The organism is Bacillus sp. SB49 (genome assembly GCF_000469135.2).
Lineage (GTDB): Bacteria > Bacillota > Bacilli > Bacillales > Halobacillaceae > Halobacillus.
Map to the genome: position 1 here is coordinate 1116009 of NZ_CP048117.1, position 18409 is coordinate 1134417.

General features: G+C 46.8%; 26 protein-coding genes and 1 other annotated feature. Of the genes, 15 read left to right on the top strand and 11 right to left on the bottom strand.

All coding sequences use genetic code 11. The features are described from left to right. Window positions 1-49 precede the first annotated feature (49 nt). Entirely contained in the window at window positions 50-910 is an 861-nt protein-coding gene (locus M662_RS05750) for a DegV family protein (protein ID WP_026578357.1), read from the bottom strand. A gap of 188 nt (window positions 911-1098) precedes the next feature. Between M662_RS05750 and M662_RS05755 the strand changes: the two genes are divergently transcribed. Together M662_RS05755 and M662_RS05760 are read left to right on the top strand one after the other, a co-directional pair. Further along, window positions 1099-1950 carry a YitT family protein gene (locus M662_RS05755; RefSeq protein WP_008638797.1) on the top strand — a complete coding sequence of 284 codons (852 nt, stop codon included), beginning with the start codon at window positions 1099-1101 and terminating at the stop codon, window positions 1948-1950. A 62-nt stretch (window positions 1951-2012) separates the two neighbouring features. Beyond that, window positions 2013-2945 carry a BsuPI-related putative proteinase inhibitor gene (locus M662_RS05760; protein WP_051348948.1) on the top strand — a complete coding sequence of 311 codons (933 nt, stop codon included), beginning with the start codon at window positions 2013-2015 and terminating at the stop codon, window positions 2943-2945. 44 nt (window positions 2946-2989) lie between these two features. Here the strand turns inward: M662_RS05760 and M662_RS05765 are convergent, their stop codons facing one another. Beyond that, complete coding sequence (locus M662_RS05765) at window positions 2990-3253, bottom strand: NifU N-terminal domain-containing protein (RefSeq protein WP_008638793.1); 264 nt, start codon at window positions 3251-3253, stop codon at window positions 2990-2992. Window positions 3254-3382: 129 nt separating this feature from the next. Here M662_RS05765 and M662_RS05770 point away from each other — a divergent pair, with 129 nt between their 5' ends. Beyond that, the gene (locus M662_RS05770; RefSeq protein ID WP_008638791.1) at window positions 3383-4210 is read left to right on the top strand and encodes a DUF2785 domain-containing protein; all 828 of its coding nucleotides are present in this window, start codon (window positions 3383-3385) and stop codon (window positions 4208-4210) included. Between the two features lie 16 nt (window positions 4211-4226). After that, the gene (locus tag M662_RS05775; protein ID WP_035388518.1) at window positions 4227-4655 is read left to right on the top strand and encodes a hypothetical protein; all 429 of its coding nucleotides are present in this window, start codon (window positions 4227-4229) and stop codon (window positions 4653-4655) included. A 148-nt stretch (window positions 4656-4803) separates the two neighbouring features. On the opposite strand, the gene M662_RS05780 is transcribed toward M662_RS05775, so the two are convergent. The 3 genes from M662_RS05780 to M662_RS05785 form a co-directional block, all read right to left on the bottom strand. Next, window positions 4804-5007, bottom strand: a complete 204-nt coding sequence (locus M662_RS05780) for a DUF3813 domain-containing protein (protein ID WP_026578358.1) — start codon at window positions 5005-5007, stop codon at window positions 4804-4806. A gap of 2 nt (window positions 5008-5009) precedes the next feature. Further along, window positions 5010-5156, bottom strand: a complete 147-nt coding sequence (locus tag M662_RS19455; protein ID WP_008638785.1) for a hypothetical protein — start codon at window positions 5154-5156, stop codon at window positions 5010-5012. A gap of 93 nt (window positions 5157-5249) precedes the next feature. Further along, window positions 5250-6065 carry a Cof-type HAD-IIB family hydrolase gene (locus M662_RS05785; protein WP_008638784.1) on the bottom strand — a complete coding sequence of 272 codons (816 nt, stop codon included), beginning with the start codon at window positions 6063-6065 and terminating at the stop codon, window positions 5250-5252. Window positions 6066-6245: 180 nt separating this feature from the next. Between M662_RS05785 and M662_RS05790 the strand changes: the two genes are divergently transcribed. The 5 genes from M662_RS05790 (at window position 6246) to moaD (ending at window position 8687) form a co-directional block, all read left to right on the top strand. Continuing rightward, window positions 6246-7010 (top strand): alpha/beta fold hydrolase, encoded by a 765-nt coding sequence (locus M662_RS05790; protein ID WP_026578359.1) that lies wholly within the window; start codon window positions 6246-6248, stop codon window positions 7008-7010. 104 nt (window positions 7011-7114) lie between these two features. After that, on the top strand, window positions 7115-7399 hold the full coding sequence (locus M662_RS05795; protein WP_369815262.1) for a metal-sulfur cluster assembly factor: 285 nt from the start codon (window positions 7115-7117) through the stop codon (window positions 7397-7399). A 78-nt stretch (window positions 7400-7477) separates the two neighbouring features. Continuing rightward, on the top strand, window positions 7478-7996 hold the full coding sequence (gene mobB / locus M662_RS05800) for a molybdopterin-guanine dinucleotide biosynthesis protein B (RefSeq protein ID WP_008638778.1): 519 nt from the start codon (window positions 7478-7480) through the stop codon (window positions 7994-7996). Further along, window positions 7996-8457, top strand: a complete 462-nt coding sequence (locus tag M662_RS05805) for a molybdenum cofactor biosynthesis protein MoaE (RefSeq protein WP_026578360.1) — start codon at window positions 7996-7998, stop codon at window positions 8455-8457. The genes mobB and M662_RS05805 overlap by 1 nt, the downstream gene beginning before the upstream one ends. Beyond that, window positions 8454-8687 carry a molybdopterin converting factor subunit 1 gene (moaD, locus tag M662_RS05810; RefSeq protein ID WP_026578361.1) on the top strand — a complete coding sequence of 78 codons (234 nt, stop codon included), beginning with the start codon at window positions 8454-8456 and terminating at the stop codon, window positions 8685-8687. The genes M662_RS05805 and moaD overlap by 4 nt, the downstream gene beginning before the upstream one ends. Window positions 8688-8762: 75 nt before the next feature. Here the strand turns inward: moaD and M662_RS05815 are convergent, their stop codons facing one another. Both M662_RS05815 and M662_RS05820 read right to left on the bottom strand, forming a co-directional pair. Further along, window positions 8763-9572 (bottom strand): undecaprenyl-diphosphate phosphatase, encoded by an 810-nt coding sequence (locus tag M662_RS05815; RefSeq protein ID WP_008638772.1) that lies wholly within the window; start codon window positions 9570-9572, stop codon window positions 8763-8765. Window positions 9573-9722: 150 nt separating this feature from the next. Beyond that, complete coding sequence (locus M662_RS05820; protein WP_008638770.1) at window positions 9723-9896, bottom strand: YjzD family protein; 174 nt, start codon at window positions 9894-9896, stop codon at window positions 9723-9725. A gap of 132 nt (window positions 9897-10028) precedes the next feature. On the opposite strand from M662_RS05820, the gene M662_RS05825 reads away from it, so the two are divergent. Then, on the top strand, window positions 10029-10523 hold the full coding sequence (locus tag M662_RS05825; RefSeq protein WP_008638768.1) for a hypothetical protein: 495 nt from the start codon (window positions 10029-10031) through the stop codon (window positions 10521-10523). A gap of 98 nt (window positions 10524-10621) precedes the next feature. Then, window positions 10622-11572, top strand: coding sequence for a BMP family ABC transporter substrate-binding protein (locus M662_RS05830; RefSeq protein WP_008638766.1), 951 nt, complete (start codon window positions 10622-10624; stop codon window positions 11570-11572). A 200-nt stretch (window positions 11573-11772) separates the two neighbouring features. On the opposite strand, the gene M662_RS05835 is transcribed toward M662_RS05830, so the two are convergent. Then, window positions 11773-11964: a hypothetical protein gene (locus M662_RS05835; RefSeq protein ID WP_008638765.1), complete on the bottom strand. Its 192-nt coding sequence runs from the start codon at window positions 11962-11964 to the stop codon at window positions 11773-11775. Window positions 11965-12137: 173 nt separating this feature from the next. On the opposite strand from M662_RS05835, the gene M662_RS05840 reads away from it, so the two are divergent. Then, window positions 12138-13076 (top strand): beta-ketoacyl-ACP synthase III, encoded by a 939-nt coding sequence (locus tag M662_RS05840; protein WP_008638764.1) that lies wholly within the window; start codon window positions 12138-12140, stop codon window positions 13074-13076. A gap of 21 nt (window positions 13077-13097) precedes the next feature. Next, on the top strand, window positions 13098-14339 hold the full coding sequence (gene fabF, locus M662_RS05845) for a beta-ketoacyl-ACP synthase II (RefSeq protein ID WP_008638763.1): 1242 nt from the start codon (window positions 13098-13100) through the stop codon (window positions 14337-14339). Between the two features lie 124 nt (window positions 14340-14463). Here the strand turns inward: fabF and M662_RS05850 are convergent, their stop codons facing one another. Next, on the bottom strand, window positions 14464-15477 hold the full coding sequence (locus M662_RS05850) for an LCP family protein (RefSeq protein ID WP_026578362.1): 1014 nt from the start codon (window positions 15475-15477) through the stop codon (window positions 14464-14466). A 148-nt stretch (window positions 15478-15625) separates the two neighbouring features. Between M662_RS05850 and M662_RS05855 the strand changes: the two genes are divergently transcribed. Then, window positions 15626-15835 carry a YuzI family membrane protein gene (locus M662_RS05855; protein ID WP_236096540.1) on the top strand — a complete coding sequence of 70 codons (210 nt, stop codon included), beginning with the start codon at window positions 15626-15628 and terminating at the stop codon, window positions 15833-15835. Between the two features lie 91 nt (window positions 15836-15926). Beyond that, window positions 15927-16688 carry a YjbA family protein gene (locus M662_RS05860; RefSeq protein WP_008638759.1) on the top strand — a complete coding sequence of 254 codons (762 nt, stop codon included), beginning with the start codon at window positions 15927-15929 and terminating at the stop codon, window positions 16686-16688. Window positions 16689-16718: 30 nt separating this feature from the next. On the opposite strand, the gene trpS is transcribed toward M662_RS05860, so the two are convergent. Together trpS and M662_RS05870 are read right to left on the bottom strand one after the other, a co-directional pair. Then, entirely contained in the window at window positions 16719-17717 is a 999-nt protein-coding gene (gene trpS, locus M662_RS05865; RefSeq protein ID WP_026578363.1) for a tryptophan--tRNA ligase, read from the bottom strand. Window positions 17718-17777: 60 nt separating this feature from the next. Next, window positions 17778-17975: a binding site (T-box leader), on the bottom strand. 54 nt (window positions 17976-18029) lie between these two features. Next, window positions 18030-18401: a DUF3899 domain-containing protein gene (locus M662_RS05870; protein WP_008638755.1), complete on the bottom strand. Its 372-nt coding sequence runs from the start codon at window positions 18399-18401 to the stop codon at window positions 18030-18032. Between the last annotated feature and the right edge of the window lie 8 nt (window positions 18402-18409).

Below are 18409 nucleotides of genomic sequence, written 5' to 3' on the forward strand. Positions count from 1 at the left end.
CCTGCAGGGGCCGGTTACATGGACTAAAGGCTCCGCTTATAGGGAATGTTTATTGATAACGATCATTCAGGAAAAATAACGCGATGGTTCCAGGTCCGGCATGAGCACCGATCGTGGCTCCGACATAGCCGATATGGATGGTTTCGGCACCGAACTGTTCCTTGATCATAGCAGCAAGCTGTTCTGCGCGCTCCACGTCGTCCCCGTGGCTGATGGCGATCCGCTGGCCGCTCAAATCCACGCCGCGTTCATCCATAACTTCCAGCATTCGTTTCAGAACTTTCTTCGAGCCGCGGATTTTCTCAAGCGGAATCAGCTTCCCATCCTCCATGTGGAGGAGCGGCTTGATTTTTAAAAGACTGCCGACAAAGGCCGCAGTCCGGCTTACCCGGCCCCCTCGCTGGAGGTATTCCAGATCATCAACCGTGAAGATGTGTTCCATATGCTCGGCGTGATATGTCCCTGTCTTAAGGATTTCTTCATAAGAAGCACCGTCGCTTGCCAGTTCGGCCACTCTCATTATGACAAGACCGTAGCCGAGTGAGGCTGCTTTCGTGTCTACGACATCAAAGACAGCTTCCGGGTACTCTTCTTTTACTTCCTGTTCGACCATTTTGGCAGTCTGATAGGTACCGGACAGTTCCGATGAGAAAGCGAAATAAATGAATGGTTGTCCTTCTGCCGCATAGCTGGTGAAAGCATCACGGAAAGCCTGCGGGGATACCTGCGCTGTCTTCAATGATTCCCCCGCGCGCATCCGGTCATAAACTTCTTTTGGTTCGATCGACGTTCTGTCCTCATATTCCTCGCCGTTCATAATAACCTTCAGAGGCAGGGAGTGGATCGATAAACGGTCTGTCGTTTCCAAGTCCAGATCGGCAGCCGAATCACATACTATTTGTACAGTCATAAACGTCACCTTCTATATTATTATAGTACTATCAGTTTAGGCATAGTCGCGCTTTATAGTCAAAACAAATTCCTCCAAAAACCATGTTTGCGAAAACTTTGCAAAGTTCTCCAAAGTTTGACTTGATTTTACGAATTGTCGGTGATAAAAATGAATAGATGAATTCAGGAAAGCAAGGAGGTTTACGATTGTTTGTTGTAGAAATTAGAAGAATATTAATTGTTTTACTGGGATCGTTATTAAATGCGTTGTCCCTTAACTTATTCTTAATAGAGGCAAATGTTTATGCAAGCGGATTTACGGGGGTTTCCCAGCTCTTGACGAGTATTTCCAGTGATTTTCTGGGCATTCCTGGTGTGAGTACGGGACTTGTCCTGTTAGTGCTCAACATCCCTGTCGCCATATTGGGTTGGTATAAGGTAGGGAAAGGGTTCACCGTCTACAGCGCCATTTCTGTTGCGTTCACGACGTTGTTCCTCGAAGTCATCCCCGTGCAGCAGCTTTCCGGAGATATTATACTGAACGCCGTGTTCGGCGGTGTTATCGGTGGAGCCGGTGTCGGGATCACGTTGAAATGGGGTGCTTCCACCGGAGGCCTGGACATCATCGCCATGGTGCTGTCCCGTATGAAGGACCGCCCGATCGGTATTTATTTTCTTATCATTAACAGTGTAATTATTGCGGTAGCCGGTATTTTATATGAACCGGAAAACGCGCTTTATACATTATTAACTCTTTACGTAACGACAAGGGTCATTGATGCGATCCATACGCGTCACGAGAAGTTGACGGCCATGATCATCACGACAAAGGCTGCTGCCCTGGAGAAGGAAATCCATAAAAGCATGGTTCGTGGAATTACCACGCTGCCTGCCAAAGGAGCCTTCACCCAACAGGACAAGAATATGCTTGTTATGGTTATTACGAGATACGAGCTGTATGATTTGCAGCATATTATTCAGGAAGTGGACCCGCAGGCGTTTACCAACATCGTTCAAACGACAGGTATCTTCGGTTTCTTCCGAAAAGATGATAAATGATGTAACGTTTTCCAGCCGGAGGACGTCTTATTCATTGAATAGAATAGATAGGGAGTGGCGAAATGAAAAAATTTCTTGCCATTTTGTTAGGGGCCCTCTTGTTGTTGTTGGTGGCTGCCTGTACAAATGATTCAGGCCAGGAAGAAGCAGACGGAGAAGAAAAAGAAGAGACGGAAGCATCAGCTTCACCGGATATGGAGGCGGAGATTGATATGGAGACATTGCTCGATCAGATTGAAATGGATGCGGCAGTAAATGCATCCGGCGACGCAGCAACCTTCGAATTCTCGCTTAAAAATACAGGAGAAGATCCAGTGATTTTGGGCTTTACTTCCGGTCAGAAATACGAAGTGGAAGTGAAGAATGTATCAGGAGAAACGGTGTACAAGTATTCCGATGGTCAAATGTTCACACAGGCGCTGACGACGGAAGAACTTGCCGGCGGAGGCACGTATCAGGCTGAGGATACATGGAAAGGGATCGAACAGCCCGGGAAGTATGAGGTTACGATGACAATCCTTGTACATACCATCAATGACCAATCCCTCGAGGCGAACCCGTTCCAAGTGACGCAGGAATTCACGGTGCAGCCGGATAAGAAAGAATCGGATCAGGATCAGGCGTCGACAGAGGAAGAGACGCCTTCGGAAGAGACAGAGGAAGCAGCTCCGCCCGTCGAGGACAGTTACAGCGGAGATGGGGAAACGTTCCGGTCTCTTACCGTGTCAGGGGACAATGGATCCTATGTGGTTAAAGGGGAAGCCAATGTTTCCAACGGTACCTTCATTTATACCGTGGAAGATGGACATAATGTGCAGGTGGAGCCTTCTGAAAAACAGGTAGGGGCGTCGTCTTCCTGGACACCTTTTGAAATAAGTGTCACCATTCCAGAGGACAAACTTCCGGACTTCGGCACGATCACCCTCACTATGTTTACGGAAAATGGGGACGGTCTGCCTGAGAACTTGAACTACATTCCACTGGATCGATTCTAATAGAAAAAAAACCACCATACGAGGGTATGGTGGTTTTTTTGAAATCAATATCCGTGTTCTTCGAGCGTGCTTTTCACTTTTGGATTCAACTCGTCCCAGTCGGCTTGGGGAAGTTTATTGACCGTGATGAAATTTTGGAAACCAAAGACGTTGTCGACGCCGTCGAGCTCCATCAAATCGTTCATGATTGTATGTTCACTCGTTTGTCCCGGCATAACGGAAACGCTGCCGTCTCCTTGGAAAATAAGCTTTTCCACCGTGAATTTACGAGCATTTGGATTAGGTGTTTCTTGTACTTGTATAGCCATCATCGTATCCTCCTTCTTCACTCTGCTCTTATCTTACCAAAAAATCGCGCCCACCTAAATAGTAAAACACTTCAATTCAGAACCGGCCGCATCTGTGATACAATGATATCACTTTTCAGGAGGTGTGTTATGGAAACGAGATTAATCGATGTCTTGCAGCCGATCAAAGACAATGATTATACATTGCAGGACGGCCAGAATTTACAAGAGCTCACGACTATGATGCTACAAAAAATCGGATCTGTCCATCCTGTTCTCAGGGAGGATCTTATTCGTCCGGTTTTTACATCCTTTATTGCCAGAAACCATTACACCAACGAACAATTAAAGAATATTCTCCAATCGATTTTAAATAAAAATTATTTGTTTTACCGGATAGCGATGTCCAAAAATGAAGAAGACGCCGTGTTCAAGCGCAGCTATTCCGTGCTTCTGATTCCACCGATCATGGACAAGCACCGGGAAGATCCGTTCCTGAAAGAAGAAGATATCCGGCGGGTTTGGGACAGCCTGAAGAAATATGTTCCCCAGGAGAAAGATACCCGTGCCTGCGTCAAAGACAAAGGTTGGGCTCATGCGATGGCTCATGCAGCGGATGCGGTATACAGTACGGCAGCGTGTGAAGAAATTACAAGGGAAGACATTCTCGATATGCTTCCGATCATCCGCGATAAATTCATGATCGACAAACCGTATCTGTTTGATGAGGAAGAACGGATGGTGACGGCGGTATTGATGATGTTCCGGAAAATCAGTCATGCGGAAAGAGTGGAATGGCTGGAATCACTCCTTTATGAGCGGGAAAGCTGGAAAGATCCCGATGAGGATATCATCATCAATAACAGCAAACACTTCTTAAGAGCGCTGTACTTCCGAATGCTCGACGGCGATTACCGGGAACTTAAACAGGTTTTAGAAAATCTGCTGCGGGAATTGAGGAAACAGGAAGCCTATTAAGATGTGGGGGAAGCGTATGATTCGTTGGGGGCTCTTTATCGGAACGACATCAGGAATTGTGCTGGGTCTGTACCTGTGGTTTGTAGAGCAGGTGACAGGAATGAGAGTGTACACGCTGCTTATGAATGTAGACTTCATCCCTGTCCTAGGTGATATCGATTGGCCTGTCTTTATGGAGTGGTTTTTCCATATCCTCATATCGTGGGCAATCGGAATCATCTATGCGTACTTATTGATGTATCGCCTGCGTAAAACCAATCGGAATCGATGGCTGCTTGCCGTCGGACTGACACTGTTTGCTGCATTTACTTATGTTCCACTCACGATCCTTGCTGTGAAAGAGACGCCGGGTCTGACTGATGGGGCGGCCATTACACAGTGGCTTATCGGTCATGCTTTGTATGCCATCACGTTGAAGATGTCCTTCAGCCGCTTCCGCACTTGAATAAAACAAAGCAGCGCCTGATATGTATAAGTATCAGGCGCTGCTTTGTTTTAGAAAATCATTAGGGGGTAATGTACTGTACCCGCTTACATGAAAAATAAACGTACCCGCAATAAAAAAAGGCCGGAAATAGTCCGGCCTTTCCTTGTTATCGCAAGCTGTTGTTATGCGCTTCGATTTGCTGCTCCAATTGCTGTAGCTGTTGTTTCTCTTCTTGAGAACATTGGCTATATGCAGACTGGATAGCATCTTTAGCGGCTTTCATATCCTCTTGGCTGGCGCCGTTCGTATCACGACGCTGAGTGAAACGGTTGACCGCTTCGCGCGCATTTTCAAAAAGGTTTCTTTCCATCGTTAAAACCCTCCTACGGTGTGCTGATCGGCTTCCATCTGTTTTCGATCCGCATCTGTCAGCTTTTCCGCTTCCAATTTACGTTCATCGAAGGATGGCACTTCCGACCCGCGTTTCTCGTTGCGATTGTCATTCTTTTGCTGCTCCATGACAAGACCCTCCTGTCATAAAAAAGCCTGAACGCTTTCACGTTCAAGCTTAGTATGGCGGCAGGGCGGTTTTTTACACGAGGAAAAATGTACCTAGATCGCCCGTTTGTTTATTTGAAGATAGTCATTAAGAAACGTTCCGATGCCGTCTTGTTCATTCGTAGCGGTGACGTGATCAGCCATGCTTTTCAGCTCATCGATGGCGTTCCCCATGGCGACGCCTATCCCCGCATAATCGATCATTTCAAAATCGTTGTCCTCATCACCGAAAGCGATCACCCGTTCTTTCGGGATATGGAAGTAGCGCGCAATTTTATCAAGACCGACCGCTTTGTTCATACCGGCCCGGACAATTTCGATAACGTGCCACGGCGCGCCCCATTTCCGGTGATCGATCAATTCTGCATGCTGATCCAGTTCCTGTCTCAGACGTTTGATTTTCTCTTCTTCCGGGTGGATAAGAATGGAAGTAGGGTCATCTTTCAAGTGATGCTGCAGCCTTCCAACGGTCGGCTTAATATCTGTTTGAAAAATCCGCAGAATTTCTTCGTCGTGCCTGTCGAGGTAAACGTCATCCTTCACTTCCGCAAGAATATTCTTTACACCGAGTTCCTGACAGGTATGAATGATTTTATGCGCCGTTCTTATGCCGAGCGGAGAATGCAGCGCATCCCATTTATGGTCCTTAGGGTGGTGGATGAACGCACCATTGAAGTTCACCATTGGAGTATCCAGACCAAGTTCGTGATAGAAATCGATACTTGCCCGGTGCGGCCTTCCTGTCGCAATTACGACGATATGGCCTTGGTCCATGGCCTGAAGCACGGTTTCTTTTGTTTTGCCACTGATGACTTTATCATCGGTCAATAATGTTCCGTCTAGATCCAACGCAATCAAATGCTGTTTCATTAGCTTCACCTCATTTGTATGTATAGTGTAGCGGGTTCTCAGGCAGGTTGTAAAGAATTTCTGTGAACGCTGCCTATGACTTCCAAATTGATGACAGCAGTGTTACGATGTGTATTATATAGGAAATTTATTAATCGCGCCTAAAGCACAGGTAAAGATTTTCAGAAAGGAACCATGGCAATGATCGGAGTTTATCGGAACACATTGAAAGATATACCAGTACTGACAGTCGTCGACTCTTCCAAAGAGAACGAGGCGCTCCCGGTATTCATTTATTTCCACGGCTTCACCTCAGCGAAAGAACATAACCTCCCGCAAGCCTATCTGCTTGCGCAGAAGGGGTACCGCGTCATCCTCCCGGACAGCGCGTATCATGGCGAACGCGAGGAGGATTTGTCCAAAGAAGAGCTCAGCCTCAAATTTTGGGAGATCGTGTATCAAAACTTGAAAGAGCTTCAGGATATGAAAGATGAACTCGATCGCATGGAACTGCTCGAAAACCGCAGAATTGGTATCGGCGGAACATCGATGGGGGGAATCACTACGAGCGCTGCTTTGACGATGTACCCCTGGATTCAGGCGGCTGCGGTCATGATGGGTTCACCCAAACCGGTCGAATTCGCTCAGAAGCTTATTGAAGATGTAAAAAACAACGGATACGAGCTGCCTCTGAAACAAGAGGAGTTAGATGAGCTCTATCATTCGCTTGCAGGCATCGATTTATCCCTGCAGAAGGATAAGCTATACAGCCGGCCGCTCTTTTTCTGGCACGGAGATGCCGATCCTGTTGTTCCATTTGAGCACTCCTATGATTTCTATAATGATGCGATCAGCCAATATAAGAATCCGGAGAATATCCGTTTCTTGAGAGAGGTCGGGCGTGATCATAAAGTCAGCCGTTTCGCCATTCTTGAGTTGGTCAACTGGCTGGAACTCGTCCTTTGATGGTAGGGAATATTTTGTCCCGGCAGGATTTTTGTTTATAATAAGGTTTGAACAATTGTGAAGGGGGAACAAAAGTGGATAGAACTGCATTAGAAGAAAACGCAATGGGTGCCCTTGAGAATGTCATTGACCCGGAACTCGGCATTGATATCGTGAACTTAGGCTTAGTCTATGGCGTCGATATAGATGAGGATGGCAATACAAAGGTAACGATGACCTTGACTGCGATGGGCTGCCCGCTGGCCGGTCACATTGAACAGGATGTAAAGCGCTGCCTTGCAGACCTTCCTGAACTAAATGAGATATCGGTGAATATTGTCTGGAATCCGCCTTGGACGAAGGATCGTATGAGTCGCTACGCGAAAATCGCTCTTGGTATTCCGGATTGATCGAAGGATGGTCCGCCCCTGCCGTAGGTAACACGGCAGGGGTTTTTACATATTACGCTTATGAAGGAGGGGAGAGATATGGAACGTGCACCAGTGTTTCAAATCGTCGGATATAAAAACAGTGGAAAAACCACCTTATTGTCGGATTTGATCGCCTATGGTACGGATCGTGGCGAGAAAATCGCGGCAATCAAGCACCATACTCATGAAGAGCCGTTAAAAGTGATGCACCATGAAACGGACAGCTACCGTCTTCATGAATGCGGCTCATTCTTAACAGGGGTAGACAGCCCGCGCCGGTTCCAGATGGAATTGTCCCATGATGATGATTTCGCTCTGGACCATCTAGTGGATATTTACCGCCATTTTTCGCCTGATTTAATTACGGTGGAAGGATATAAGGAAGAGCACTACCCGAAGGCGGTCATCATCAAAAGGGTGGAAGACTTGAAACTGTTGGATAACTTGACAAACATCAAGCTCGTCATCACGTGGGATGAAACGTTGACGGCTCATGTCTCTCATTCCGTTATCGCTCTGAAAGATTGGAGAAAACGCTTACCGGAAGTGCTGGAACTTGCTAAGGGGGAATCTTGATGGGGGAGAAGAGGTGCTGGATCACAGAAGAACCGATTGATGTCGGTTCTCTTGTCCATACAGTTACAAGGCCGGAAGCAGGAGCCATCAATACGTTCATCGGAACGGTCAGGGAGTTTACTAAAGGAAAGCAGACGCTCTACTTGGAGTATGAAGCTTATACCGCTATGGCGGAGAAGAAGCTCGAGCAGATTGCCCGGGAAATGGAAGAACGATGGCCGGACATTCAAACGGCGATCGTCCACCGGACCGGCCGTCTTGAAATATCCGATATCGCGGTCGTCATTGCTGTTTCGACCCCGCATCGGGCTGATTCCTATGAGGCGAGCAGATACGCAATTGAACGGATAAAAGAGATTGTCCCAATATGGAAGAAAGAACATTGGGAAGATGGCGACAGCTGGATCGGGGATCAAAAAGAAATCGTCCCCGGTGTACCAGGGAAGGGGGATGGAATGTGAATCGTATTCTTTTTTTTGCTGGCTTAAAGGAACAAATCGGTGAAGGAGAATGGTCCTTTGATGCGGCGGGTTTAACAGTAGAGGACTTGAAGGAAACGGTGCGGCAGGAGTTTGGTGTGGAACAGGTTATGACAAGTATGACAGCGGTCAATGAAGAATTCGCTCAAAAAGAAACGATCGTAAAAGAAGGAGATACGATAGCTTTTATCCCGCCTGTAAGCGGAGGATGAAGCGGAACATCCCCTTTATGAGAAAAGGCTCCGCGTTATGGAAACGCGGAGCCTTTTTTTCTTTCTGACTACTTTTTACAGGAATAGAACGACCAGTCCACCGACGATGAAACAGTAAAAGGCGAAATACTTCAAGTTTCCCTTGGCCATGATATTCATGAACCAACGGAGAGAGAAGTAGGAGGCAACGATGGATGCAAGAAAAGCAAGCCCATACGCAAGCCACACGCTTCCTGAATCCGCACTGGCGAATACATCTTCAATGGAGAGGAGCATCGTTCCAAGGCTCACCGGAATGTATAAAAGGAAAGAGAAGCGAAGTGCGGTTTCCTGTTTCATTCCTAAGAACATGGCGGCGACGATTGTAGCACCGGATCGGCTGATTCCCGGTATAAGAGCGACTGCCTGTCCTAAACCGACAATGACAGCATCCTTCCAAGTCATTTGGGCATCTCCCTTGCGACCGCGCATGTTGCGGATCAGCCATAAGGCAATACCGGTAATGATCAAGGTGATCCCCACTGTTTTAACAGTGGATAAGCCTTCGATAGCATCGCCGAGCAGAATACCCAACACACCTGCCGGGATCGTACCGATGATCAAATAAATGATGAAGTCGAAGTCATCCTTCTGTCTTTCATCACGACTGATGATGTACCCGATCCCATTCCGGATCAGCCGGAGCAGATCCTCGCGGTAAATGATCAAAACGGCGATCAAGGAACCGAAGTTGACGAGTACTTCAAAGCTCAGACCTTCTAGTTTAATTCCAAGAAGGTCTTGTGCGATGACCAGGTGCCCGCTTGAGGAAATCGGTATTGGTTCTGTGAAACCCTGAAATATTCCTAAAAACAAATATTTAATCAAAAGCCAAATTTCTTCCATCATTAAATCCTCCTGAAAGTAAAAACTCACCCGTTCACTATAACGCTGTCGAGTTGCTATGTAATGAGTAATGCCGACCATTTTTGTACAGGGAAAATGGTATCCGGTATGAAAAAAACGCTGCCATCGATTGATAGCAACGTTTACTACTTATGCTTCGTCTTTGATGAGACCTTCTCCCAATACCACAGCAGCAAGGGTGAAAAGGATGGTCATCGTAATTACCTGCGAGAAAGCAAAGTCGCTTCCTGACATGTTACTGACTACATAAGCAGACATGAAGCTTAAAAGAAAGGCCCAAACAATCGTCCAAATCATCCGCATCAATGTTCACCTCATTTATCCATTCTAACGTCTATCTTAGCAGAACGAGGAAGAAAAAGAAATATGAAATCGCTTCATGATTCAAGGGAAGTGTGAATAAAATGGTAACAGTAAGAGGAAGGGGGCGGAGCTGTGGTAGTCGTTGTCCATCCCAGTTTTCATTGGATAGGGTATCACGTGTGTAAAGAGCTTCTTCAGGAAGGGCATGTAGTTATAGGGATCGATCCGATCAAAGACAAGCGGAGTGATCTTTTATATATGTACGTCGGCAGAAACAGTAACTTTCAACACTTTTTTCAGAAATCGGACAAAGAGAACCATATGCATAATAGTGGATCAGAAGTCGAGGTGGATATCAAGAAAGGGAAGGTGAGGATTGTGACATCCGAAGGAGAGGAGAGAGTGGAAATCCCGGCTCTTTATGGAGAGTGGATGCCGATGGCGGACCATTCATTCCAGGAGAAAGGAGATTTAAGAAAATGGATAGAGGAGACGGAAGCAGTGTACGTCGGAGACTTCGTTAAGACGCTGCTTCCGTCCTACCTCACCCGGAATATGGAAGAGGAGTCTTTGGAGGAGAGAGTGGAAGCAACCTGGCGCTGTCGGAAGCTCCTGGAACGTGTCTGACCCTGTTTTTTACTAATCGCTGTTTTACTTTCTTCTATCGAAACATGTAGAATAATGATAAAAGAAGGAACCAGCGGGTTTGTACAGGGGTGCTGACAATGAAAAGAAGATACGGCCTATTTCTATGCGTCCTCGTTCTTCTGGCAGGGTGCGGATCATTCCCGGGCTACGGCGAACATTCAGACGTCGGCATGCTGCTCGAAACGACGGCGGATGATCAAGGCTTCGGGGAGCGTGGATATGAGGGGCTTCAGATGATTGAGCAAGAGTTTGATGCGGACGTCTACTATAAGGAGAATATAAAAACGTATGATCAGACGGCAGCGGCCGTCGAGGATCTTGTCCATAAGGGCGTAGATATCATCTTCGGGCACGGAAATATTTATGAGAGTCACTTTAAAGAGCTCCATGCTTCTTTTCCTGATGTGGAATTTGTTTATTTTAATGGTGAATTCTCAGCGGATAATGTCACCAGCCTTAATTTCAGTTCGCGGGCGATGGGCTTCTTCGCAGGGATGGTTGCTGGAGAGATGACAAAATCCGATAAAATCGGTTTGATCGGCGCATTCGAATGGCAGCCGGAATTAGAGGGGTTCTATGAGGGGGTACTCTATCAGAATCCGGAAGCAGATGTTTCTGTGTCTCTCACCAACAGTTGGAGTGACACACAGACGGCTCTTGGAATTTACAGCACGATGCAGAGAAATGGCGCGGATGTCTTTTACCCTGCGGGTGATTTATTCGATATCTCCATCATCAAGCAGGCAGAGCAGGACGGGAAGTATGCCATCGGTTATGTGAAAGACCGGTCTTCCGTTGCAGAGAACGCCGTATTAACAAGTACCATCCAGCGGATTGATGAAGTGTATGAACTGGTGATGGAGCGATATGTCGACGGAAACCTGACGGGAGGGTCGCTGACCTTTGATTTTCAAGAAGGAGCGATCGAAATGGGCACCTACAGCTCTGATGTTCCTGTCGGTTTTCAGAAAGAGATGGATGAAGCAGTCGCTTATTATGAAGAGACAGGAGAATTGCCAAACCGGTAAAAACTCGGGAGTTGTTTACTCGCCAGTTTTTCAGCATGATGAAGAAGTGGTTGGGGGATGTGAGGGGCGGGATTGCCCTTGTATTTTTCAAAGCCACGTTTTCTTTCAACCATTGCTGCCTATGTATTAATCTTTTCTTATCCGTTTAAGTTTCTCAGCAATCTGAAAAGACTCGGGAGTTTTGCCCCCGAGTTTTTTTGTTATTTCTTAAAACGGTCGAACATCGGCTTGATCATCGGTGACACGGATTTCCAAGTTTTTGATGCTTCTTCAAACAAATCGGGCCAGTTTGGTTTGGATTGACCTTCTGTTTCTGTCGTTTTCTCTTTGCGCTCTTCTGACGGATTAAACCCCCAGAAATTATCGAAAGGAGACTTTCTGTTATTCTCCATCCACTGCACCTCCCTCTACATGCAGTTTATGACAGAAACCCTTATATTTTGTGGGCTGCGCACTGCTTCGCTCCTTTTGCGACTTGCAGAATAAATGGAGATGAATTAAAATTAGTACCAAGTCATAAGAATTGATAATAGATATTCAGATATTACCTTAAGGGGATGAACATATGAGAGCAGGATTCTTAGGTGTCGGGCACTACGCACCGGAAAAAGTTCTTACAAATAAAGATTTAGAGAAAATAGTCGATACAAGTGACGAATGGATCCGGACACGTACCGGGATCGAAGAGCGCAGGATCGCGTCCGACGATATGGATACGTCCGACTTGGCACTTCGTGCAGCTGAAGCTGCGCTGGAAGATGCGGATATGAAAGCGGAAGAACTGGATATGATCCTCGTTGCCACCGTTACTCCGGACACACCATTTCCATCTGTAGCGACAAAGCTTCAGAAAAGCCTCGGCGCACCTAAAGTAGCAGCGATGGATCTTAGTGCTGCGTGTGCAGGATTCATGTACGGGGTTATCACGGCCAAACAGTATATTGAGACAAATGCCTATAAGAATGTGCTGGTGGTAGGTGTAGAGAAACTTTCCAAGATTACGGATTGGACCGATCGAAATACGTGCGTCCTTTTCGGAGATGGAGCGGGAGCTGCTGTCATCGGCCCGGTAAGTGAAGATAAGGGGATCCTTTCCTTCGAACTTGGATCCGACGGTAGCGGAGGATCGAACCTCTATCAGACACCGGAAGATGTCATCTACATGAATGGACGGGAAGTATTCAAATTTGCTGTCCGCCAGATGCCGGAATCCTCTGTCAATGTCGTGAAAAAAATCGGCCTTAGTGAGCAGGATGTCGATTACTTAGTCCCGCACCAGGCAAACATAAGAATAATGGAAGCAGCAAGGCAGCGCCTGGGCATTCCGGAAGAGAAAATGTCCACAGCTGTGAAGCGTTACGGCAACACATCTTCTGCATCGATTCCAATCGCTTTGTCAGAAGATGTGAAGGCAGGTAAAATAAAAGAAAACGATTTAGTCGTTCTTGTCGGATTCGGCGGCGGTCTCACATGGGGAGCCGTTGCCCTTCGATGGGGCAAGTAACCAAGGAGGAATAGAATAGTCATGGATAAAAGACGAGTAGTCATTACCGGAATGGGGGCGGTGACCCCCGTCGGTAACTCAGTAGACGAATTGTGGGAGAGTATTAAGAACGGTGTTTCTGGAATCGGCGAAATTACGAAAGTAAACAAAGAGGACTACCCGGTACACGTCGCGGCAGAGCTCAAAGATTTTGACCCTTCCAAGTACATCGAACGTAAAGAAGTACGGAAGATGGACCCATTTGTTCAATATGCAATGGTCGCTTCCCACATGGCGGTGGAAGATGCCGGCCTTGAAATTACGGATGAGATTGCACCTCGTACGGGAGTCTGGATCGGTTCCGGTATTGGAGGAATGGGAACATATGAATCCCAGTTCGAGACGTTCCAGAAGAAAGGATACCGTCGTGTCAGCCCGTTCTTCATCCCGATGATGATTCCTGATATGGCCGCTGGACAAGTATCTATCTCTCTAGGTGCGAAAGGCATTAACTCTTGTACCGTTACGGCATGTGCATCCGGCGCCAACTCGATCGGTGATGCGTTCAAGGTACTTCAGCGTGGAGACGCTGACATCATGATTGCCGGCGGGACGGAAGCACCAATGAACAAAATGTCCTTCGCAGGCTTTGCCGCTGCGCGTGCGCTTTCCTTGAATGAGGATCCGAAAACAGCGAGCCGGCCTTTTGATAAGAACCGTGACGGATTCGTCATGGGAGAAGGCGCAGGAATTCTTATTATGGAAACGTTGGAGTCAGCGAAGAAGCGTGGTGCGAAAATTTATGGTGAAATTACAGGGTACGGCTCTACGGGAGATGCTTACCACATCACATCACCGGCACCGGAAGGCGATGGAGCGGCCCGTGCCATGAAACAGGCGTTGGGAGATGCCGGTCTTGAACCGACAGCTGTCGATTACGTAAACGCCCATGGTACGTCCACGGAGCTTAATGATAAGTTTGAGACGTTTGCAACGAAAACTGTCTTTCAAGAGCACGCGAAGAAGCTTGCTATTTCTTCGACGAAGTCAATGACGGGTCACCTGCTTGGAGCGGCAGGAGCAGTGGAAGCGGTCATCTCACTGAAAGCCATCAATGACGGCATTCTGCCACCGACGATCAATTATGAAACACCTGATCCGGAGTGTGATCTTGATATCGTACCGAACGAAGCAAGAAAACAGGAAGTAAATACGGTTATGAGTAACTCGCTTGGGTTTGGTGGTCACAACGCGACCCTGATTTTCCAGAAATACCAAGACTGATTAAAACCCGGCAGCCACGAGGCTGTCGGGTTTTTTGTCTTATTATCCTTTATTAGAAGGAAGAATCACATGGGTTTAGATGTTCCATCACACCTTTGTCAGCAAATAAAGAAACCCGAAAGCCTCAAGGGCTCTCGGGTTCTTCCGTACCTCCGTCCAGAAAGGCGCGGAGCGTCTTCTGTGTTTTATCTTCGTCATGATTGAGTACTAATCCGATTGGATATTCTTTTCGTTCGTTCCAAACGTTGTCCGTTGTCGGAATGCTGAGTGTCTCGATATCTTCGGGAGGGTGAAGCAGGATATCCTTCCCTATATCCACCACCTTGGTCCCTTCGATATTTGTATCAATATAAGGCTGGACCGTACCGATTAAGCGTGGTGCTTTCAGGACACCGCTGAAGGATACCAGCTGATCTTTCAACAATCCGATTGCTTCCTGCTGCCTTTCCACACGACCGAAATCCGATCGGATATCACTGCGGAATCTTACGTAGCCGAGCAATTCTTCCCCGTCAAGCTGCTGTTTTCCGGCTTTCAAATCGATTTTTGTGCCGTCACCGCCGGCTTCGTAATACATATCCTTATCGATATCCACTTCAATACCGTCCGGAGCGAGCGTGTCCACAATATGGGTGAATCCTTTGAAATCAACGATCGCATAGTACTCCGGTTCAACTGCGAAATTATCTACAATCGTTTCCCGGAGAAGCTCAGGACCACCGATGGCAAAGGCTGCGTTGAGCTTGTTGTATCCGTGCCCTGGAATATCCACGTACGTATCTCTCATTAAGGATACCATCTTTACATCTTGATTCTCTTTATTATATTCAGCCAGCATAATCGTATCTGTCCGAGCCGTTTCCGTTCCTCGCTGGTCTGTTCCTAACAGCAGAATCGTCATCTTTTCGTCTCCGTTATCGACGCCCCGGAAAGAATCCTTGTAGGGGCTTTCCTCGAAATCGATTCCTTCTCCATCTTCCGCTGAAGCCTGATTTTCCATCGCTTCATGCTTCCCGGATAAATATTCATAGGCAGAATAACTAATAAACAATAAGAACGTTAAAGACAGGATTGCAAGTATGGCCTTGCGTTTACGGCGCTTTCTCCGCCTTTTTCGCAAGGTGCGTTTCTGTGACAACGATCATCATCCTTTCGTCCATGATACCTGTTCCATATAAATGTACCTTTAAATGGAAAGGAAGTAAAGACCAGGTTTTAAGAGCAAATACCCGCATGTCCCATGACTAACATTCATAAGATATTCATAGGAGGACAAGGAGAAGGGGATGAGGCGGATGTGGTATTGGCTGCTGCTTTTAACTGGATTCGGATTTGCCGTCGCCGGTGGAACGGTGACGATTACGTATTTGAACCTCGTCCCGGCCGGTATGAGTTGGATAGAGTTCTTTATTCTGATTCGGACCCGGGTGGAATGTTACTTATTCCCTGCCGGCATCCTGCTCATTACGACAGCTTTGCTTCTCATGAAAGATTAATTTTCTAAAATATGGTTGTAAAGAATAAAAAAGCCACCAATGGTCATAATGTAACCAAAAGAGATCACTGAAGTGAAAGTGAGGGTCCGAAATGTTATACATGCATGATCTGTGGGTGAACTGGTTCGAAGGTGAAGAGAATGGGTATAACGTGTGCCGGTTCCATGAATGGCGCAAAGAAGATGGGATCGAGTTGATCGATCAGATACCCTTAGTTCTGGTGAATGATGAACTTTTCCATTTTATTGAGAACGATCTACAAGACCTGCCGGCATCCTTTCTGCAAGCGATCCACCGAAAGACGTACATGAAGAAAAATCAGGAGCGGCACACGGTCGAATACGCAGCTGTCGTCACGAATGGAAAGGACATCATTGTCTTTGACACGATTGGTTATACTCTTCCCGTGAAGAAGAGCCGTCTCATACCTAGACAGGAGCGTTTAGTATTCGAGATGGTTCAGGGAAAAGTACCGGAAACCTATTCAATAGAAGGAAGTGCGTGGAAGGAGCATCATATTCTTTCACTTCCACCAGGAAAAATGTCCGGTTTGACGCGTAGAGAACGGCAGTTGAAGCAGTTGTTGATGATGGCGCTCGATCAGTTGAAACACTCGGATCATCCAGAGGAAATCAGATATTGGCTGACTGAATGGGATCCGTCCCAATATCCAATTATCAAAGAATTTTCTACAGAAGAAGCGTGGGACCGTTTATATGAAGGTACGTGCAGAGGCTGGTCGATGATTCATGAGGAGCTGTGCCGGAAGATGGTAAAAGGGCAGCCTTTCTTTGAAACGATTTGGCAGGGTGAACAGGAACGTGTTTCACAGCATATGAAAAGCCAGAATTGAGTAACACCACTCAATTCTGGCTTTTTCTCTTTACTTCTTCTTCACGCGACCGAGGCCCATTGCTTTTTTTGCTTTACGAAGCATTTTCTGTGCTTCATACGATGCTTTATCTGCTCCCTGATCAAGTATATCGTCTAATTCATCGGAATCGATCAGTGCTTCATAACGTTCCTGAATCGGTTTCAGTACAGCGATGACAGCATCAGCCACCCCTTGTTTAAAGTCTCCGTAGCCTTTCCCATCGTACTTCTGTTCCAAATCAGCGATCGGTGTACCACTGCAGACGGATTCAATGGTCAACAGATTGGAGACGCCCGGCTTATTCTCTTTATCGTAACGGACAACTCCATCGGAATCCGTCACGGCACTCTTGATTTTTTTAAGAATCTTCTTCTCATCGTCCAGCATGGAAATGAATGCCTTCTGATTGGAGTCCGATTTACTCATTTTCTTCGTCGGATCCTGAAGCGACATGATGCGTGCGCCTTCTTTTGGAATCCGTACTTCCGGCACTGTGAAAATGTCATTGTACTTATTGTTGAAGCGCTGCGCCAGGTTACGTGTGAGCTCCAAATGCTGTTTTTGATCTTCCCCGACTGGGACGATATCTGTGTTGTACAGAAGAATATCGGATGCCATCAGCGGTGGGTAAGTCAACAGGCCGGCAGAAACTCCTTCTTTACTTCCCGTGGCCGACTTATCTTTAAACTGCGTCATCCGCTCCAATTCCCCAATGTAGCTGACACACTGGAGCATCCACCCAAGCTGCGTATGTGCGGCCACTTCGGATTGGATAAACAGCGTTGATTTATCCGGGTCAATACCGGAAGCCAGGTATAACGCCGCAAGAGAGCGGATGTTCCGGCGGAGTTCCAGCCGGTCCTGTGGAACGGTTATAGCATGTTCATCCACAATACAGAAGTAACAGTTGTGGTCATCCTGCAAATCTGTGAAATGCTTCATTGCTCCGATATAGTTCCCTAGTGTCAACGTTCCGCTTGGTTGAATCCCTGAAAAGATTGTCTTCATTTGTCATCACCTCTATGAATTATTCGTTTCTGCATACAAAAACGCCCCTTCCAATAACATGGAAGGGACGAATATACCGCGGTGCCACCCTAATTACCTGTATGCGATACAGGTCAGCTTCAATCGTTAACGCCGATTTACGTCAAAAGATGCTCCGAAGGCCCAATTCCAACCCGTTCCCATGATTGCTTCCACCAGCCGCAACCTCTCTGTATGAATGGGGAGACAGATGTACTTATCCTTCATCCAAGCATTTCAGTCCTATTTAAGTAGTTTCTAATTATATCGCAGAAATCGCATTCCATCAACTCTTCATCCCTGATAATAAAAAACGAGTAAAGCAAGAAGTCCTACGGTCAATACACTTCCCTGAAAGAGGAAGAAGCGCAGCCAGGACCGCCCGATCGTTTGGGAGGGAAGGGGCTTCTCTTTCCAATCGTCCAGATAATCCTTCTGCTTGGACATCGTACTGTAAAACCGGCGAAAGCCGTATGCGATTCCGTCAAAGAACCCGCCTCGGATCACCCACATAAGAATACCGATGAACAAGTAGAAATAAGCAAGATAGAACAATTGATTTATATAATGGAATAAATCATGCTCTGGAGACAACAGGAAGAAGAGTCCTGTGACCAGGGCGAAGTTAAAAAGAATCATCAGCCACTTATTTCTTATGATACTCAACAAAGGTC

Coding starts and splice junctions, on each gene's coding strand:
- M662_RS05750 (WP_026578357.1), bottom strand. CDS start 910: ATGACTGTACAAATAGTATGTGATTCGGCTGCCGATCTGGACTTGGAA.
- M662_RS05760 (WP_051348948.1), top strand. CDS start 2,013: ATGAAAAAATTTCTTGCCATTTTGTTAGGGGCCCTCTTGTTGTTGTTG.
- M662_RS05765 (WP_008638793.1), bottom strand. CDS start 3,253: ATGGCTATACAAGTACAAGAAACACCTAATCCAAATGCTCGTAAATTC.
- M662_RS05770 (WP_008638791.1), top strand. CDS start 3,383: ATGGAAACGAGATTAATCGATGTCTTGCAGCCGATCAAAGACAATGAT.
- M662_RS05775 (WP_035388518.1), top strand. CDS start 4,227: ATGATTCGTTGGGGGCTCTTTATCGGAACGACATCAGGAATTGTGCTG.
- M662_RS05780 (WP_026578358.1), bottom strand. CDS start 5,007: ATGGAAAGAAACCTTTTTGAAAATGCGCGCGAAGCGGTCAACCGTTTC.
- M662_RS19455 (WP_008638785.1), bottom strand. CDS start 5,156: ATGGAGCAGCAAAAGAATGACAATCGCAACGAGAAACGCGGGTCGGAA.
- M662_RS05785 (WP_008638784.1), bottom strand. CDS start 6,065: ATGAAACAGCATTTGATTGCGTTGGATCTAGACGGAACATTATTGACC.
- M662_RS05790 (WP_026578359.1), top strand. CDS start 6,246: ATGATCGGAGTTTATCGGAACACATTGAAAGATATACCAGTACTGACA.
- M662_RS05795 (WP_369815262.1), top strand. CDS start 7,115: ATGGGTGCCCTTGAGAATGTCATTGACCCGGAACTCGGCATTGATATC.
- mobB (WP_008638778.1), top strand. CDS start 7,478: ATGGAACGTGCACCAGTGTTTCAAATCGTCGGATATAAAAACAGTGGA.
- M662_RS05805 (WP_026578360.1), top strand. CDS start 7,996: ATGGGGGAGAAGAGGTGCTGGATCACAGAAGAACCGATTGATGTCGGT.
- M662_RS05815 (WP_008638772.1), bottom strand. CDS start 9,572: ATGGAAGAAATTTGGCTTTTGATTAAATATTTGTTTTTAGGAATATTT.
- M662_RS05820 (WP_008638770.1), bottom strand. CDS start 9,896: ATGCGGATGATTTGGACGATTGTTTGGGCCTTTCTTTTAAGCTTCATG.
- M662_RS05830 (WP_008638766.1), top strand. CDS start 10,622: ATGAAAAGAAGATACGGCCTATTTCTATGCGTCCTCGTTCTTCTGGCA.
- M662_RS05835 (WP_008638765.1), bottom strand. CDS start 11,964: ATGGAGAATAACAGAAAGTCTCCTTTCGATAATTTCTGGGGGTTTAAT.
- M662_RS05840 (WP_008638764.1), top strand. CDS start 12,138: ATGAGAGCAGGATTCTTAGGTGTCGGGCACTACGCACCGGAAAAAGTT.
- fabF (WP_008638763.1), top strand. CDS start 13,098: ATGGATAAAAGACGAGTAGTCATTACCGGAATGGGGGCGGTGACCCCC.
- M662_RS05855 (WP_236096540.1), top strand. CDS start 15,626: ATGAGGCGGATGTGGTATTGGCTGCTGCTTTTAACTGGATTCGGATTT.
- M662_RS05860 (WP_008638759.1), top strand. CDS start 15,927: ATGTTATACATGCATGATCTGTGGGTGAACTGGTTCGAAGGTGAAGAG.
- trpS (WP_026578363.1), bottom strand. CDS start 17,717: ATGAAGACAATCTTTTCAGGGATTCAACCAAGCGGAACGTTGACACTA.